Below are 15782 nucleotides of genomic sequence, written 5' to 3'. Positions count from 1 at the left end.
ACGCGAATTTGTCAGGGCGCGAGCAAGTCATGAAAACGGAAATCATCGAACCGGCCATCAAAGCCTGCCTATCCGAGATCCATTTGAAGCTGAAGGCAGCCGAACAGATCGCCAGGGCGGCCCAGGCGTGCGCGGAGGCAGGTGGCCTGGGCAAAGCAATTCAAGTCTCCATGGACATTGAGCAGCTGATCTACGAAGCCGGACGCCTTCATGATGCCGCCACGCTTCTTGCGCGGGTGGCGCAGGATGTGAAAGATTGAGATCTTACCGTCGCCAGGCCAACAGGTTTAGCCAGCCACTTTCCTTCCGTCGGCTTTACTTCGACCAATGCTTCAGGATACGTCGCTGTGCGGCCCGGACCGGCCTTTCATAGCGCTCCAAGCCAACCAGACGTTTGGCCAGCTTCGGGTGAGGGCAATCCAACAACGCCGCTAGTAACTCATGGCGGGCTTGCCGGATGCGACCCAGCAGCAGATTGGCACGGACAAGATCATCCAGGTGGAGCGAACTCTGTTCCAGCGCGAATCCTGTTGCGATCAGACGCCCTGCTGGGCTTGCACCTGCATCGTCCTCAAAATTCAGGCGCGAGAGCCCATGTCGACGAGCGTTGCGGCTCGACTTGACCTTCCCCATCTTTGTCTTGGGCCCCGTACTTCGCTTGGCATTCTGTCGGTTCGCATCGATTTTTCGCTCTGAGGTCATGCGCCGCCTTTCATAGTCTTTACTCCCTCGCAACGATCCCTCCATCCGGGCTCGGATTCAACCGCTGTCGATTTCCCGGCTCGCAGACCAGAATGCGTGACGCAACGTCGCTATTTCGTAGGCCTTCTAAAGAGATTCTTCAGAGCGCTGATCATTTTGACTAGCGGCTTGGGCGTCAACGACTTGCGCGGCGGGATCACGATCAGCACAAAAAGCAAGTTCAGCAACAGCCAGCTGCCAAGGACAATTATATAGACCCGCATGCTGAGGTCCGGGAAAAAATAGGTAATCAAAAGCTCATCGAAGTCTCAAACGCATTGATTGAAGCCTAGCCCAGACTCAAGTTCAAGTCATCGGGATGCCGATCTTGAGGTCTGGACACAGGGTCGCGTCGGGGTGCCATCTCACGACCACTTCGCTGACGCGCTGGATTTCAGCCGAGGGCAAAAGCCAACTCCCCGCACACGGGCGAGCATGATTGGCTTCGATTTGTCACTTTGCGATCGAGGCATGCGGGGCGGCCGATCGCTGCACATTCGAAGATATGAGCAACAAGATTGCTGCAGAAAGGACTGGCATTCGGATGCGATTGGAGCGTTACTGAGTCGGCCGGGCGCCAACGCCGATTATTGCGCCGGTATCTCGCCTCGCAGACGCGGGGCTTCGGGCAGTGCGGCATGTACAGCCGCTTGTCCTTGCGTAGGAGATACCGGTGACGACGGTTCAAACGAATGGCGCAGACGCGCCCAATCATATCATCAGATTCAACCCGAACGACCGCCGCCATTTCATCGGCGGCTCAGACGCCCGCATCATCATGGGGGATGACCAGGAGAGCCTCATCCGCCTTTGGCGCGAAAAGCGCGGCGAAGCGGCGCCTGAGGATCTCGCGGACAATCTTATTGTCCAGCTCGGCACGGTCACTGAGGTCTTGAACCGCGCCTGGTATCAGCGCGCGAGCGGCCACACTGTTAAGGACATCCAGAAGCGCGTTCGCCACCCGGTGCACAAATGGATGGCGGCAACGCTGAACAGGACCGTCGAGCAGACCGGCGCGGTCTTCGAGGCCAAGTTCATGTTGCCCTGGGCCTTTAACGAGGAAGCCGCAGCCGAGAAGCACATGGCACAGCTGCAGCACAATATGTGGGTCATCGCCGCCCGCAATGCAGTGCTCTCGATCATCACCGGGGGTGGCAAATGGATCGAGATCAAGATCCACGCCGATCCGCTCTACCAGCATCTCCTCCTCACCGCCGAAAAGAAGTTCTGGCGCTGCGTCCAGAGCGGCGAGCCGCCCGCTCTGTTCAACATCGAGACGCCGCGCCCGAGGCTGGAGGCCGTTAAAGTCGTTGATATGTCCACTTCCAATGAGTGGGCAGAACTGGCGGCCACCTATCTGCGAACCCGAGAGGCGCACGGGCAGCATGAGGCAGCCAAGGCCGACCTGAAGAAGCTCGTGCCGGAGGACGCCAAGGAAGCGACCGGCCATGGCATCAAGGCCAAGCGGTCCAAGTCCGGCGCGATCAGCTTCGAAGCCCGGGCGACGGAGGGGCCCCATGCATCAGTCCAGTGAGCGCATCGGAACGATCGCGGCCGCCCTCGCCCGCGCCCAGGCCGAGCTGACCAACCCCGAGAAGACCCTGACCGCGGTGATCCGGTCACCATTCCCGCGGGAGGATGATCGGGCCTTCCGCTACGCGTCCCTGGCCTCCGGCGTGGATATCGTCCGCAAGACGTTAAGCCAGCAGGAGATCGCCACCATCCAGACCACCCGGATTGAGCAGGTCACGGGTCAGATTCATCTCACCACCCTCCTTGCCCACGCTCGCCGCTGCCGATCGCGAAGCAGCTTTGGGATGGCAGCCCCGTCCATCTGGCGAACGGAACAAATCTTGATGCTCCGCCTTCGCGTCTACTATCGGAGGCACAAGGTCAATGAATGGTCCTGTCAGCCTACCTCAGCCGCAGTTTGCAGGTGCGCTACCATCCGAGTTCGAGGCGCTCTGTCCTCCGCCGCAACTTCTGCCCGGGGAGAATATCGATCATTATCAAGCGATCCAGGCCGCAATCTTCCGCGACCTCGATCCCCGATCTGCCGTCGAATGGCTGCTCGCGATAGACATCGCAGAACTCTCGTGGGAGATGCAGCGATATCGTATCCTGCGGCATAGGCTCTTGAGCACATACCGCCAAAAGGCTATCGAGATGACGCTTCGCCGCGTCGACGTTACCGGTATTGCGCCGGAATTCCAGGACGTCGCCGAAATCTACCAGCAATAACGCCCTGGACTGGCAACTGGACGCTTCTGTTGCGCTTGATATCGAAGCTCGCCTTCGATCGTACGGTTTCGATCAACACGCCATCAGTATGGAGGTGTACGTTCAAGCGCGCGAGATCCTCGTCCTGTTTGACTCGCTCCTGAACGGAGCACAACTTCGGCGCTTGATGTTGCTGAAGGAAAGCAGCAACATTCGACGTTCGAAAATGTCAAAACTTTCCGATAATGGTGGGCGCACAAATCGGCCAGGCGACAACTACCTTTCTACAGAGAGGTCTTACTGACGAGGCCCCGCTAGGTTATTTTCAATAAACGGCAGGACGGGGTAACGAGCAGGAGCAGCAGGCTCTGCCGACCGACTGTGCTGCGATCTGCCTATCTTTTGATCGTCGAACAAGCTTGATAATCCTCACGACACAAGGCCAAATGTTCGCATCTCGGCTCATTCACCGATCTCAAACTCTAGAAAACAGAAATGGCCAAACTGTATCTCGCGGCGGGATGGTTGGCTCTCGCCCTCGTGATTTTTGTGACGCTCGCTCCCATTCACGATCGCCCCATGATTGCGCCCCCTCAGTTCGAGCGATTTGCCGGATTCTTCATCCTCGGTCTCGTGCTCGTGCTGGCCTACTCGAATCGGACTATCCTCATAACTCTAATCGTCGTCGGCAGCGCAGTTATCCTGGAGGCCTTGCAGCTGCTGACTGCTGATAGACATGGTGACCTCATGGATGTGCTGGTCAAAGTGGCTGGAGGTGTCTGCGGGATCTCTGTCGTCACTCTCGCGCGCGTCGGCATAACTCAGGCAATGACCAAGATCGTATCTCGCGGATGATCGGGCACGGCTCTGAAATACGTCTGCTCCTAGCGACCGCTACAAGCTGTGGCGGCGCGAATAGCTAGGCTAACCCCAATCATGGATGATCTCTGGCTGATCGCAGCTATGTTGTCGCTCGGCTTGAGAGCCGGGTGCATTCTGCGGGTCCAACAGCCACCGCGATGGCACCGCAAATTGGGCCGGCGGCTGCTCGAAACGACGCTGGCGCCCTCAGTGTACTAAGCAGGTTTTTGGACAGCGAAGCCAATTTTTCAGGTGGAAGTCTGTCCCGCTTCTCTGGAGCGGTGATTGCATCCTTGCGACCACGTTCGCGCGCCAGCGCCGCGTTGTTGGTTAGGCAAACAGCTGCGGCAGCGACGCTTCAAGGCTAGGCATCAATTGCCCCATAATTGATATAGCGCTCCAATTTTTGCGCCTGCAATATGGAGCGATGGTGTAGTCGTTTCTGTCAGGCACCCAAGTGATGATCCGATATGCTGCAAGCACACTTGCCATAATGTATTGGATTTGCGGCCAACCGGCCTATTGCGGTCTTGAACAACAAGTCGCCGCACCCCTTTCGTTCGCGCTGTTCTGCGTCCGATATCCCGAAGATTGCCAGCAACATGGCGATCTGCGCATCACAGATTTTCGTTCTCGTAGTCAGCGGTGGCGACAGCTCAACCAGATCAATTCCATGGTCAATTTCAGCATCATGCCGAAGGCGTTAGCGGCAAGCCGGAATGACTATGACTGGCAGATCTTTCCCAGCGAGGGAAACTGCGCGGACTATGCTGTCACAAAGCGCCATCTCCTGCTGCGAGCTGGTTGGCCGAGTTCGTCTCTTCTCCTTGCGGAGGTTGGCATTCGGGCAACCGGAGAAAACCACCTGGTTCTGCTTGTCCGAGAAGGCAGAGCTATTTTGGTTCTCGACAATCTGAGTACGGCCATTCTCAACGTCAACGAAGCTTCCGACCAATACGCTTTCCTGCGCATACAATCGCGTCACGACCCGCAACTCTGGACACGTAGGCTTACCGTATCGTAAGTCCGTGGAATGGCCGAGAGTCGACGAGACCTGGTCCATGAGCGCTTTGGTCCGAAGTCAGGACGGGTTGGCTTATGACGCGCTATCAGCCGACCGCAGCTGACTGGCTCGGCCCAAGCCCACTGCTCTGCGTCTGTTGTGATTGGAGAGAATTGACGCAGTACCGCGAAGTCAGTGTCCGCGTCGTGAAATCGCCTAAAATTGGAGCAGGGATGCGCTTCCCTCACCATGCACTTGCAGGCTTGACGAGCGTATAGTCGAGAGCGATCGCGGTGATCCGGTCCTTTGAATTTGCTCTTGAAGGGCGTGCGGTAGGTCAGGCCCTCACATGCCGACAGTGACGGTCCGATCTGTGTGAACTGTCTACAGACGCAAGTTTGATACTCCGAGCCGTCGAACGATCAGCGCATCGCGAGCAAGTCTCTCACAGCTTTCACTGCAGGAACTTAAAGCATTCGTTTCTCGCCCAAATATTTCGCTCGTACCGCTCGGGGCTCTACTCGCGGAGATTTTCGATGATCGATCTTAGCGGCTACAAGCTGACGTTCGACGATGAATTCAATTCCAGGAGCATTTCACTTACTGGCGCCGGGACGAAGTGGGCGGACACCAGAGCCGAATGGCGGGGCGATGCGGCGTCCGACGTTGGCTTCGGCACCAGCTCGTTCGTCGACCCCAGCTCGGGATACGATCCTTTCTCTGTTTCCCAAGGAGTGCTTGCGATTACCGCTGTTCCGGATCGTACTCCATTCGGAGTTCCCGGAAGCTGGGAGTCCGGACTGATAACAACCCAGAGAACCTTCTCGCAACAGTACGGTTACTTCGAGATTCGGGCAGAGTTCTCGTCGTTACCAGGTGCTTGGGATGCATTTTGGCTGCTGCCCGTGAACAATCTTCCCGATCCGAATGGGCTCGGACGGTGGCAAGAACTCGATGTTGTTGAGCGCTATGGCGTCTGGAGCAAAGGGGTATACAGCACCATCCACACCACGGACCGAGCGGTGAATGACAACTGGCAGACGCAGCTCCAAGTCTACAGCGAATTGCCCAATCCTGGTGGCTATCATACCTATGGCGTAAATTGGCAGAAAGAGCAGATCAGTTTCTATGTCGATGGCCAGCTGGTTGGGAGTCGCGCAACGCCGAGCGACATGCATCAACCCATGTACCTTCTGGCGAATCTTGCTACGCAAGAGCCCGCAAGCCTCGCACGGGTGCCTATCACCAGTAAGATCGACTACATCCGCGTTTATTCTGCCGACCCATCCGCCACAGCTGTTTCTCTGGAGCCGATCTCGTCTCCAGCGGGTAATGATCCCGGGACCTACGGTGCTGCAACTGCCTCGAGCACACCCCAAGTCACACCGACATCAACATCGATCGGCGCCGGTCCCGATCAACTCGTGTTCAAGATCAGCGAAGATGCCTATCTTGGAGACGCGCTCTACACCATCTCGGTCGATGGCAACCAGGTCGGCGGGACATTGACGGCCCATGCATCGCATGCCGGCGGTCAATCCGACACGATCGCGGTGCACGGCAATTGGGGACCCGGCGATCACACCGTCCTGGTTCACTTCCTTAACGACCGCTGGGATGGCGCCCCGGCTACCGACCGTAATCTTTACGTGGACTCCGTCAGCTTCAACGGTGCGAACCTTCCGCAAGGCGCCATCGGAAACGTACTCGGACAGACCTTCAGCTTCCATGATGGGGCACCGGCCGAACCGACCACACCGGTGATAACGACCCCACCTCCGACAAATACAACCGGTACGCCTTCACAAACACAACACGGCTCATCACTATCAATCGGTGCCGGTCCGGATCAACTCATCTTCAAGATCAGCGAAGATGCCTATCTTGGAGACGCGCTCTACACCATCTCGGTCGATGGCAACCAGATCGGCGGGACATTGACCGCCCATGCATCGCATGCGGCCGGTCAATCCGACACCATTGCCGTGGACGGGGATTGGGGACCCGGCGATCACACCGTCCTGGTTCACTTCCTTAACGACCGCTGGGATGGCACCCGGGATACCGACCGCAATCTTTACGTGGACTCCGTCAGCTTTAACGGTACGAACCTTCCGCAAGGCGCCATCGGAAACGTACTCGGACAAACCTTCAGCTTCCATGATGCTGCATCGGCCGACACGAGCGCGCCAGCGACCACGCCTGTACTGCAGACAAACCCGACCGGTACGCCTTCCCAATCACAAAACGGCTCATCAACATCGATCGGCGCCGGTCCGGATCAACTCGTGTTCAAGATCAGCGAAGATGCCTATCTTGGCGACGCGCTCTACACCATCTCGGTCGATGGCAACCAAGTCGGTGGGACATTGACGGCCCATGCATCGCATGCGGCGAATCAATCCGAGACTATTGCCCTGCACGGGGATTGGGGACCCGGCGATCACACTGTCCTGGTCCACTTTCTCAACGACCGCTGGGACGGCACACCCGACACCGACCGCAATCTTTACGTGGACGCTGTCAGCTTCAACGGAACGAACCTGCCGCAAGGCGCGATCGGAAACGTGCTCGGCCAACTCTTCAGCTTCCATGATCTCGTTTGATAGATGGGTGGAACCGATAGCTCGGCCCGTGACAGCCGGCCCCCAGGGTTGAATGGCGACACCGAGAAGGGCCAATGGCAGGGCCTTATCTAGCGCCGCGAAACGAAGCGGAGGCGTCCCGATCGTCTCCGGTTTTGAGACCGGTAGGCCATCAATGCTCTGGCTGGTTCGTGAGGCAGCATGGCCGCAAGCACGAAGAAAGCAATCAGCGCAATTTTCTGAACGATCGGGAAAGGCTCAGAGCCAACACTCGCTATCAATTTCGGCAACATCGAAGCGCGTGAGCTGCTTGCCGATACGATTTGAAGGCAGAAGCTGCGCTCGCGATAGTAAAAGGCGCCCTGCGGCTCGACCAATCTTCGGCCCGGAGCCACTCGAGCAAGAATCGCGCGCAAATGCTCGGTACGTGCCACAAACCTCTTGATATCGCGCTGCAGCAACGAAGCGCTTGGAAGCTGACCGAGCTGCGAATCGTTGAGGCCGTGCACGCGGTAGTTTCCCAGCTCTTCGGAAAGGCTGACGACGTCCCCAAAGAATGGAGCAACAAACAAAATCACTCCGTCAACGGCCTTGTCATAGTCCACCTCGCGCAGCAGCTCGCAGACATCCCGACGAAATACGTTTCCAGACGTCGGTGGCGTCTTGTAGACGCCGCGTCTGAGCACCTCATCGACCAATCGGTCGCGCTCCCGAAACGATTCGAGCGACGAGAATGATCCGACGGCCCTGCCTTCGGCATCGATGAGCGTCAGCCCAAATTGAAGTTTTGCAACGCGCTCGTCTAATTCGGCCAAGATCCTGACCAGTGAACCTGGCTTGAGCTCATCATCGGCGTCGAGAAACAAGATGAATCTTGCTTGGGTCTTTTCTAGCCCAAACAGGCAGGCCCCTAGCTGCCCGCGGTTTTGGATCTTGAATGCAGTCACCGCATAGCGGGTGATCGTCTCCCAGGAGCCGTCAGTTGAGCCATCGTCCACCACCAGGAGTTCGCAGGCATCGCAGTTCTGGTCTAAGACGCTCCTGATCGCTCGCTCAACGTAAGCCTCATAATTGAAGCAGGTGATGATGACGGCGAGCTGCGGAGCACCGCTAGCCTCTGTTCTCGAGCACGTCGTCGCTGTAGCTGGGTCACTGACATCGCTTGCTTCAGGCGTGAGCATGAGTGGGACCTGACGCCTCTTCGTAAATCGCCAGCGTTTGACGAGCGACTCGCTCAATTGTAAGAAACTCTAGATTGAACTGACTTTTCTTTTTCCACTCCAGCACGGCTTGTCGGTCTTGGAGCAAACAGCGCAATACTTCGGCAAGTCTTTGCGGGTTGCCCACGGGAACGAGAACGCCTGCTTGTCCCTGTTCAAGCAATTCAGGAATTCCGTCGACATCGGTCGCGACGATGGCGCAGCCAGCTTCCCGCGCTTCCGACAGCACCAGCGGAGCGGGATCAGCGTGCGACGGCAACACGAATATGTCGGCCCCTGACAGGAACGGAAAAGGATTATCTTGAGGACCCAAGAAGGTCACCGCCGACGCGCATGCCATCGAGCTGACCTGGACGGCATACTGCTCGCGGTGCGGACCGTCGCCGACAATATATAAGCGTCCTGCTCCGAGCGCCGCGTAAACCATATCGAACGCAGAAAAGAGGTCCGATAGCCCTTTTCGCGGATGCAGTCCGCCAACGAACACAATCGCCGGTGATTGAAGCGAGGCTGGCGTGCGATCCTTTTGCTCGAAACGCGCTGCACCGATTGTTCCATTCAGAACCACGCGGATCCTCGACTGTGGGATGCCTCGTCTTCGCATTGATTTCCCAACGGCTGCACTAACCGCGATCACTCTCGCTCCGAGGCCCATGAGGACTGCGCTTGACTGGAATTCATTGTGAACGGTTGTGATGAGCGGGATTCCGAGCAACTTGCAAATTGGCCAGGCAAGGACAGCGCTGGTCATCATATGGGCATGAACCACCTCTGCCCGCCAATCGCGCATCAACCGATAGAGCGACAGCGTCGCCTGCAGCAGCTCCTTAGGTCGACGCTCCAAACCAATGCGGATGTTTTCGACATTGTTTTCCGCGAGCAAGGCATCAAAATCGCCGCCGCCGCTCACCATCGCGACCTGATGGCCGAGTTTCACCTGCGCACAGGCGAGGTCCACGGCGGCATGCACATGACCATTCAGCCGGCGTGTATGATTGAGTAATTGAACAATACGCATGCACACCTGCGGCAAATAGCCAGGGAAGATGCAAGACACCCCAGTGCTTGGTCCGGCGCGTTCACCGGGACGATTGACCTCAAGCTAAAAAACAACCAACGATGCTTGCGTTGCAAATACCCTGCCAAGGTGACATCGGCCGAAACACCAAAGCGCTGTGCCGAAAAAAATCCGTTGACGGGGGGAACCTCTAACTTGATCTGGTTCCTCTGCTTGCTATTGTGGCTCGTCGGCGGCTTTCACAGAGCTTGGCCTGGCAAGCCGACCTAATCCGTTGTTCGGATGCACCAAACTGGCTTTGGCGCTCCGAGAGTGCTGCACCGCCACAAGATCTTGCCACACTGCGAGTTTACGTTCTCGCAACAGGTGATCTGTCACTTGACGGGTTCGTCGGTTGGGCAGCGAGGCGAGGTGTCGAACTCCGGCCGGCGTGAGGGGGCGCGAAACCGATCGCAAGGACGTTGTTTCAGCTCAGCTCTTCGAGGGGACTTCGCGTATCGCGGGGCACTGTAATGGAATACGCGGCTATCGGACTGGCAATTTTCGGAGCGGTGTTGGGGCTGCGCTTCCGATTTCGGGCATTGCTCCCCTTTGCCTTGCTTGTCCTGTTTGTCACGATCTTCCTGACACTTAATCAGCGCCTCGGCGGGCTTGAAACCGTTCTTGCCGTCTTAGCCACCCAAGCCATCTTGCAAGGCGGTTACTTTGTCGGCGTCATTATCCGCGCGCTGTTTCGTGCCTATCAGCGCAAGCTGATTGCGCCAGACGAGCTGGCTGCAGCGGATAAGCGCAGCTCCAATTCAGGATCGATCGCCTCCAACTGAGGCCGATCACCCGGCTCAGCCTATGACCGCAACCCAGCCGACTTGCGCCGGTCCTCATTTTGCGAGGACCAACAGCGAGTAGCCGCCTAGCAAACGCACCGCGAGATCCGCATTGAAGGCAAACATCAGGCGGCGGGGCACTCGCATGAGACGGCTTGTGAAGGCCTGATTGGGCAATTCCAACCGACTAGCGGTGTAACAATGATCGACAATCGTGTAGCCGCAATCTTCGATCGTGGCCAACGCTGACTGTTTGAAGAAGTAGTGAATGTGTCCGACATTGCGTCTGAGGTCGGCAATCGGCCAAGCCCGCAAAATGGATTGCGCGGAGAGATCCAACGGGATGTGAAAGATCTTAAATGTTCCAAACCTACGCAACTGCTTTATGAATGAGATATAGTCCTCAACGTGCTCGATCACGTCAATCGCGAGGATAACATCAAATTCTAAATCGTGTTCGCCGAGGAGGTTGCTTAAGTGAAACTTCGTACGTTGAGTACTTTTTGCTGCTGCGCGCCTGAACGCATCGGGCGAGATTTCGTACCCCGATAAGCGCGCATCCGGAAACGTCCTTTCCAGGTTCAACAAGATCTCGCCCGTCCCGCAGCCGATCTCGCATATGCGCTGGGTCGGGATGTTGTTTCGTCGGATCATCTGCGCGACGTGACCCGCCTTCCACGGCGCATCCTCCTCATGCCATGTCGGATTGTTCTTTCCGTAAGCATCACCCTCGTATAATTCCTTCATTACGCAAACCTTCTCAAAAGATGGGGGAGCGTCGCCTATGATTTCCGCCTCATGCCGCTAAGACAAAGCCTCCAAGTTCAAGCTTGATTCCGCCGCGGTGGCTACAGCGTGATGAGCGGATCTTCGCAGACTATCTGCCAGCTCCGCGTACAGCTTCTCCGCGTTGTAGCTTTGGTGGACAGTTTCGATTGCTGCTCGGCCAAGTGATTGGTGATTGCGCCAGGCATCGAGGATGGCAGCGGATAGACCTGTTACGTCACCGACGGGAAATAGCACGCCATTAACTCCGTGCGTGACCAATTGCTCAAACGCCCGTATGCGGCTCAGAACCACCGCCGCACCGCAAGCCATTGCCTCCAGGACAGCAAGTGCCACCGCCTCGTTCGCCGAGGGCATCACGTATACGCCGCACCGGCACAGCAAGGAGCGCACCTTGGATCGGTCGACAAATCCATGAAATCGCACCCGGTGCGACAAGCCGAGCTTGGCGGCGAGCCCCTGCATCAGGTCCTTGTCCGGCCCCGTGCCGACAATATCCAGCGTCCATTCCTCTGGCAGGTTGGCGAGTGCGCGAATGAGGTCGGTCGTGCGCTTTTGCCTGTTGGTCAAACGCGTGATTGTCAGGATCGTTTTGGAACGGCTCGCGGCCGCATCCGGAAAGAACTCCGATACGTCGCAGCCGTTCGGCTGGAGACGGGATCGACCGCCATAGCGACTGACGATGCGACACTCCTGCTCGGTTTGACCATAGAGCAACGCCGCCCTGCAAAAGCTATCGCGTTTGAACAGCTTCACGACACGATCCGGCAGGCCGCCATGATCTGCACCGACTATTGGCAAATCAATTCGACCTGCGAGGTGATCGAACCTGCCGCTCCAATATTCCTGCACGTACAGCAGATCAATTCTATCCGCTGCCAGCGCTTTCCGAAGCGGCCGCATAAATGCAATCGTGTTCAACCGTTCCTCAGCATATAGGGACCAGCGCGAACGGCGCGACAGGCGCTTGACCCACACCCGTTCGATCAGCTGGTACCAATTCTCGAGCGGCAGAAATCGAACGTCGATCCCAACATCGGTGGCGAACTTTCCCGACTCCCGCAGTGAGGGGATATAGAGCATCGGCCTAATCCCGTTTCGGCTCAAACCGCGAGCATAGTACCACGCCCAATCGTTTCGATACCGCTCGAGATAGCTAGCGCGCGTCTGACCCTGCACCCACCCAAAAAACCCTTCGAAGGAACTGCAGCTGAGCAGCATCGCGACATTGATGCGCTTTGCTTCAGCCGCGGGCTCTAACGATGACATGTGCGGCATTCTTGCTCGTGCTGAAAACTCTTTCATTCAGGCTCAGTCCGGGTCTGGTCAGCCATTCGTTTTCCCGACCAACGCTACCTGCGCGGGGCTTGCGCCAATTGCCCGTCAAGATTCGTGCCACGCCGAGAGGTAATGCGCTCCGAACGCACATACCAGCCGTCCCACTGCGAGAACTCCTCGAAGACTCGCTTGTATCCGTGCGTCGCAAGAAGCGCCTGAATCGCAGCTTCCGTTTGTCGATTCTGCTCCACGCTGAGTAGATCGATGCTGTAGCGGGAGAAATCGAAGCTCTTTAGGATATCGTACTCGCTCCCCTCGGTATCGATCGACATGTAGTCAATCCTGCGAGGAGCATTGCAGTCCGCTAGCAGCTGGTTAAGCGAAACCGTCTCGACCTCGATCTCTTGTCCGGCTGAACGCACAGCTGCAAAATGATCACCCGAGGCGAATTCGGCTACCCCGCTGAGCTCCGGATCCACGTCGTTCGTTACCAAGAAGCGTACCTTCTTGCCTGAACTAGAACTGATGCACCGATGATCCTTGCGCGAAGTCCGGTTCTGTGTGAGCGCGTCGTGCCAGATTGGATTTGGCTCAGCTAGAATTCCTTGCCAGCCGTATTCCTTTTCCAACAGCCAGGTATTGCTATTCGTAACGCCGTTGGTTGCACCAAACTCAACAAAGAACCCGCCCTGCTTCTCTCCGAGCTCGTAGCTGACCCAGAGGTCTTGAAATATTTGCGATCGCGATCGATCGCGATTTAGAAAGCAATGGGCCAAGAAGCGGATCTCGTTCATTCGACCAAAACGTTCCACTTCAGGGCGCCGCAACCGGATGCCATTGAAGATCATCCTGCGCAACGACGCGCTTTGTGCAGCCCTGGAGGCAACAGAAGCGAGCGCAGACATCCCATGCTTAGTAAGCGATCGCATCATTATTCTCTAAATACCCATCGCTGGAACCATCAGCTGAGATCGTGAGAATTCGGCTGGTTATTCGCCAGTCCATACAATTCTTAAATATGAACGCCCCTCAGAGTTGGCACGCAAAATGCTACAAGCAATTTATTGATCTGAGCAACATCTAATTGCGGAGCCCGCCTAGCACAAATCAATTTGCGACCGTTACGCGTGTTTTGCGTCATTCGGTGCGTTGGAGTTTGGTAATTTATGAAGTCACATAGGCTAGCCGAGCGCGTCAGAGCCGCCGATGGAATCGATCTGATATCCGTCGACGTCTTTGATACGCTTCTGCTGCGAACCGTGCGCTCCGCTCGCTCACGTATTGTGCAAGGTGAGCATTTATTCAGCAACCTTCTTCGGGCGCGCGGCTGGCAAATTGAACCTGTTCTGCTGGCGAGAGCCAGACAAGAAGCCGAGCGAATTGCCTTCCGAGTGCTCGCCGTGCGCGGTTCCGGTGAAGTCCGACTGCCCGACGTGATCGATCGGCAACTTCGCTTGCTAGGTCTTCCGGATTCCTTGAGCGCTGCGCGATTGGCAATTGAACTCGACATCGAGAAGACCTCGCTCGTTGCAAACCGGACCTTGGCCGGGTTTCTGCGCGCACGTCGAGCGGCGGGCAATCGCGTTGTCGCCGTCAGCGACACCATGCTGTCGTCTGCAGACCTCGATAGACTAATCTCGCATTTTCATGGGCGCGATGTTGTTGATCAGATCTACAGCAGCGCCGATCAGAGATGCACCAAGCGTGACGGTGCCCTGTTTGCCCGAGTCGCCGAAGCAGAAGGGGTGTCCTTAGGACGAATTCTGCACATCGGCGATGATCCGCATGCCGACGTCCGTCGCGCCTCGGCACATGGATTAACTGTCATTCATACACCCCGGCCGGTCTGGTTCAGCTATTTGCGCAAGGCGAATGGCGGTTTGGTTGCTGCTCGGGCCGCATTGTCGCGGCCAAAGCGCGGCAACCGCTCGGCAGTGGAGCCACCCGAAAATGCGTACGCGTTTGGACGTGTTGTCCTTGGGCCCATCGTCACTCAGTTTTGTTTGCTGATTTGGCTATACGCCGCCGAAGTGAACGCATGCGACAAGGCGACCTTGCTGTTTTGCGCCCGGGGCGGTGTTGGAATAAGGGAAGTCTTCGAACGAGTCATCGCTCGGCTTTCGCTGCCGCTCGGCATGCCACGGCAGAACTTCATGGTCTCACGCCTCGTTGCGGCGCGCGCTGCGGTGTTGGTTCGCAGCGCTTCCGCGCTCGAGGAGATTGCCCGTGAGTTTCGCGGCCGTTCGTTTCTTGATGTAGCTTGTGCCCTTGGTGGAGGACGCTACGAGCTGCCAGAGGAATGGAAGCAGCCATTTCGTGCAGACGTATTCTTGACCATGTTGTTCGACGATCGCGCGAAGGCGGTTTTGTCTGACATCCGCGTGCAGAACGCGTTGTTCGAGCGGCACTTTGCCAAACTCCGGGGCGATGCTCGCCGAATTCTGCTGTGCGATACCGGTCTCTACGGAAGCACACAGCGGCTATTGGCCAGTGCCTTTCCGGCGCTGCAAATTGAAACCATTCAGTTTGCCCGATCAAACTATAAGGGACACAGCGAAGAACATTTCAAGCAGGTTTTCGGTCTCTTGGTTGAGCGCAATCGCTATAGTCCGCTCGACGTCCGTTCCTCAGTCCTGCGGTATTGGCATCTGATTGAGAGCCTGTTCGAGCCAAGGATCCCCTCGGTCACTTCTTTTGTCGACGACGGAGAGGATGTCGCGGCCAATTGCGGCGACATCCGGTTTGGGATCAGCGATGCCAGCCTCGGAAACGAATTGCTGTCCGGCGCGCTCAGTTACGTAGACAGCCTTCCGATCGACGGCGGGGCAACGGCATTACGCGATGCCGATGCCGCCTGGCTTCGGCTCAAGCGGGCCATTACGCGGCCTACCGCCGGCGAATTGCGATGCCTCGAAGTGCCGGGCCGATCCGTCGACTTTGGCAGACCCGATGTGCTGCAGGCATTGCGCGCCGAGCAGCCCCAGCCAGTGTTGAGCAGGCTGGCATCGCTGCGATTTGAACTCTGGCGTGAGGGCGCAATAGCTCGGCAATTCCCCGTTCTTAAGCACGCTCTGCTGCCGATGCTTGATTCCATACATTCTATCAGGGGCATGATGGCTCGCCAGCATTGAAAAAGCCGATGCCGAATCCAGCAGCACTTCACGTGCCGTCTCCGGTCAGCCGCACTGGCTCCGCGACTCTGGTCAGGACGTGTCGCAGCGTACTCGAGTCAAACCCCGGCGGTGC

14 protein-coding genes and 1 pseudogene are annotated in these 15782 nt (G+C 57.2%); 9 read left to right on the top strand and 6 right to left on the bottom strand.

Features of this window, described 5'->3' with window-relative positions:
• Positions 1 to 29: 29 nt before the first annotated feature.
• A complete protein-coding gene (locus I6F37_RS14165; protein ID WP_225151601.1) occupies positions 30 to 260 on the top strand; it encodes a hypothetical protein in 231 nt (76 codons plus the stop codon).
• Between the two features lie 55 nt (positions 261 to 315).
• Here I6F37_RS14165 and I6F37_RS14160 read toward each other — a convergent pair whose 3' ends face one another.
• Positions 316 to 702 (bottom strand): hypothetical protein, encoded by a 387-nt coding sequence (locus I6F37_RS14160; protein ID WP_225151599.1) that lies wholly within the window; start codon positions 700 to 702, stop codon positions 316 to 318.
• A gap of 712 nt (positions 703 to 1414) precedes the next feature.
• Here I6F37_RS14160 and I6F37_RS14155 point away from each other — a divergent pair.
• From I6F37_RS14155 to I6F37_RS14130, 6 genes and pseudogenes are all read left to right on the top strand, one after another.
• Positions 1415 to 2275: a YqaJ viral recombinase family protein gene (locus tag I6F37_RS14155; RefSeq protein ID WP_225151597.1), complete on the top strand. Its 861-nt coding sequence runs from the start codon at positions 1415 to 1417 to the stop codon at positions 2273 to 2275.
• Positions 2259 to 2528: pseudogene (locus I6F37_RS14150) on the top strand (single-stranded DNA-binding protein); the annotation flags it as partial. The gene I6F37_RS14155 and the pseudogene I6F37_RS14150, both read left to right, overlap by 17 nt.
• A gap of 109 nt (positions 2529 to 2637) precedes the next feature.
• A complete protein-coding gene (locus tag I6F37_RS14145) occupies positions 2638 to 2982 on the top strand; it encodes a hypothetical protein (RefSeq protein WP_225151731.1) in 345 nt (114 codons plus the stop codon).
• Positions 2983 to 3456: 474 nt separating this feature from the next.
• Positions 3457 to 3816: a VanZ family protein gene (locus I6F37_RS14140; RefSeq protein ID WP_225151595.1), complete on the top strand. Its 360-nt coding sequence runs from the start codon at positions 3457 to 3459 to the stop codon at positions 3814 to 3816.
• A gap of 466 nt (positions 3817 to 4282) precedes the next feature.
• A complete protein-coding gene (locus tag I6F37_RS14135; protein WP_225151593.1) occupies positions 4283 to 4846 on the top strand; it encodes a transglutaminase-like cysteine peptidase in 564 nt (187 codons plus the stop codon).
• Between the two features lie 515 nt (positions 4847 to 5361).
• Positions 5362 to 7431, top strand: coding sequence for a carbohydrate-binding domain-containing protein (locus I6F37_RS14130; protein ID WP_225151591.1), 2070 nt, complete (start codon positions 5362 to 5364; stop codon positions 7429 to 7431).
• 89 nt (positions 7432 to 7520) lie between these two features.
• Here the strand turns inward: I6F37_RS14130 and I6F37_RS14125 are convergent, their stop codons facing one another.
• Complete coding sequence (locus I6F37_RS14125) at positions 7521 to 8591, bottom strand: glycosyltransferase family 2 protein (protein WP_225151589.1); 1071 nt, start codon at positions 8589 to 8591, stop codon at positions 7521 to 7523.
• Positions 8578 to 9648 carry a glycosyltransferase family 4 protein gene (locus tag I6F37_RS14120; protein WP_225136181.1) on the bottom strand — a complete coding sequence of 357 codons (1071 nt, stop codon included), beginning with the start codon at positions 9646 to 9648 and terminating at the stop codon, positions 8578 to 8580. Before I6F37_RS14120 ends, I6F37_RS14125 begins: the two co-directional genes overlap by 14 nt.
• A gap of 512 nt (positions 9649 to 10160) precedes the next feature.
• Here I6F37_RS14120 and I6F37_RS14115 point away from each other — a divergent pair.
• A complete protein-coding gene (locus tag I6F37_RS14115; protein WP_157286778.1) occupies positions 10161 to 10472 on the top strand; it encodes a hypothetical protein in 312 nt (103 codons plus the stop codon).
• 54 nt (positions 10473 to 10526) lie between these two features.
• Here I6F37_RS14115 and I6F37_RS14110 read toward each other — a convergent pair whose 3' ends face one another.
• The 3 genes from I6F37_RS14110 to I6F37_RS14100 all read right to left on the bottom strand — a co-directional run bounded on the left by I6F37_RS14110 (position 10527) and on the right by I6F37_RS14100 (position 13441).
• A complete protein-coding gene (locus I6F37_RS14110; RefSeq protein WP_225151587.1) occupies positions 10527 to 11219 on the bottom strand; it encodes a bifunctional 2-polyprenyl-6-hydroxyphenol methylase/3-demethylubiquinol 3-O-methyltransferase UbiG in 693 nt (230 codons plus the stop codon).
• A 57-nt stretch (positions 11220 to 11276) separates the two neighbouring features.
• Positions 11277 to 12479: a glycosyltransferase family 4 protein gene (locus I6F37_RS14105; protein ID WP_225151729.1), complete on the bottom strand. Its 1203-nt coding sequence runs from the start codon at positions 12477 to 12479 to the stop codon at positions 11277 to 11279.
• Between the two features lie 131 nt (positions 12480 to 12610).
• Complete coding sequence (locus I6F37_RS14100) at positions 12611 to 13441, bottom strand: FkbM family methyltransferase (RefSeq protein WP_225151585.1); 831 nt, start codon at positions 13439 to 13441, stop codon at positions 12611 to 12613.
• Positions 13442 to 13702: 261 nt separating this feature from the next.
• On the opposite strand from I6F37_RS14100, the gene I6F37_RS14095 reads away from it, so the two are divergent.
• On the top strand, positions 13703 to 15667 hold the full coding sequence (locus tag I6F37_RS14095; protein WP_225151583.1) for a hydrolase: 1965 nt from the start codon (positions 13703 to 13705) through the stop codon (positions 15665 to 15667).
• Positions 15668 to 15782 lie beyond the last annotated feature (115 nt).

The organism is Bradyrhizobium sp. NBAIM08, assembly GCF_020193935.1.
Taxonomy (GTDB): Bacteria; Pseudomonadota; Alphaproteobacteria; order Rhizobiales; family Xanthobacteraceae; genus Bradyrhizobium; species Bradyrhizobium yuanmingense.
This window is presented reverse-complemented; position numbering and strand designations above follow the sequence as displayed.

Excerpts from the sequence above, each read along its gene's own strand:
- I6F37_RS14165 (WP_225151601.1), top strand. The coding sequence starts at position 30 with ATGAAAACGGAAATCATCGAACCGGCCATCAAAGCCTGCCTATCCGAG.
- I6F37_RS14160 (WP_225151599.1), bottom strand. The coding sequence starts at position 702 with ATGACCTCAGAGCGAAAAATCGATGCGAACCGACAGAATGCCAAGCGA.
- I6F37_RS14145 (WP_225151731.1), top strand. The coding sequence starts at position 2,638 with ATGAATGGTCCTGTCAGCCTACCTCAGCCGCAGTTTGCAGGTGCGCTA.
- I6F37_RS14140 (WP_225151595.1), top strand. The coding sequence starts at position 3,457 with ATGGCCAAACTGTATCTCGCGGCGGGATGGTTGGCTCTCGCCCTCGTG.
- I6F37_RS14135 (WP_225151593.1), top strand. The coding sequence starts at position 4,283 with ATGATCCGATATGCTGCAAGCACACTTGCCATAATGTATTGGATTTGC.
- I6F37_RS14130 (WP_225151591.1), top strand. The coding sequence starts at position 5,362 with ATGATCGATCTTAGCGGCTACAAGCTGACGTTCGACGATGAATTCAAT.
- I6F37_RS14125 (WP_225151589.1), bottom strand. The coding sequence starts at position 8,591 with ATGCTCACGCCTGAAGCAAGCGATGTCAGTGACCCAGCTACAGCGACG.
- I6F37_RS14120 (WP_225136181.1), bottom strand. The coding sequence starts at position 9,648 with ATGCGTATTGTTCAATTACTCAATCATACACGCCGGCTGAATGGTCAT.
- I6F37_RS14115 (WP_157286778.1), top strand. The coding sequence starts at position 10,161 with ATGGAATACGCGGCTATCGGACTGGCAATTTTCGGAGCGGTGTTGGGG.
- I6F37_RS14110 (WP_225151587.1), bottom strand. The coding sequence starts at position 11,219 with ATGAAGGAATTATACGAGGGTGATGCTTACGGAAAGAACAATCCGACA.
- I6F37_RS14105 (WP_225151729.1), bottom strand. The coding sequence starts at position 12,479 with ATGCTGCTCAGCTGCAGTTCCTTCGAAGGGTTTTTTGGGTGGGTGCAG.
- I6F37_RS14100 (WP_225151585.1), bottom strand. The coding sequence starts at position 13,441 with ATGTCTGCGCTCGCTTCTGTTGCCTCCAGGGCTGCACAAAGCGCGTCG.
- I6F37_RS14095 (WP_225151583.1), top strand. The coding sequence starts at position 13,703 with ATGAAGTCACATAGGCTAGCCGAGCGCGTCAGAGCCGCCGATGGAATC.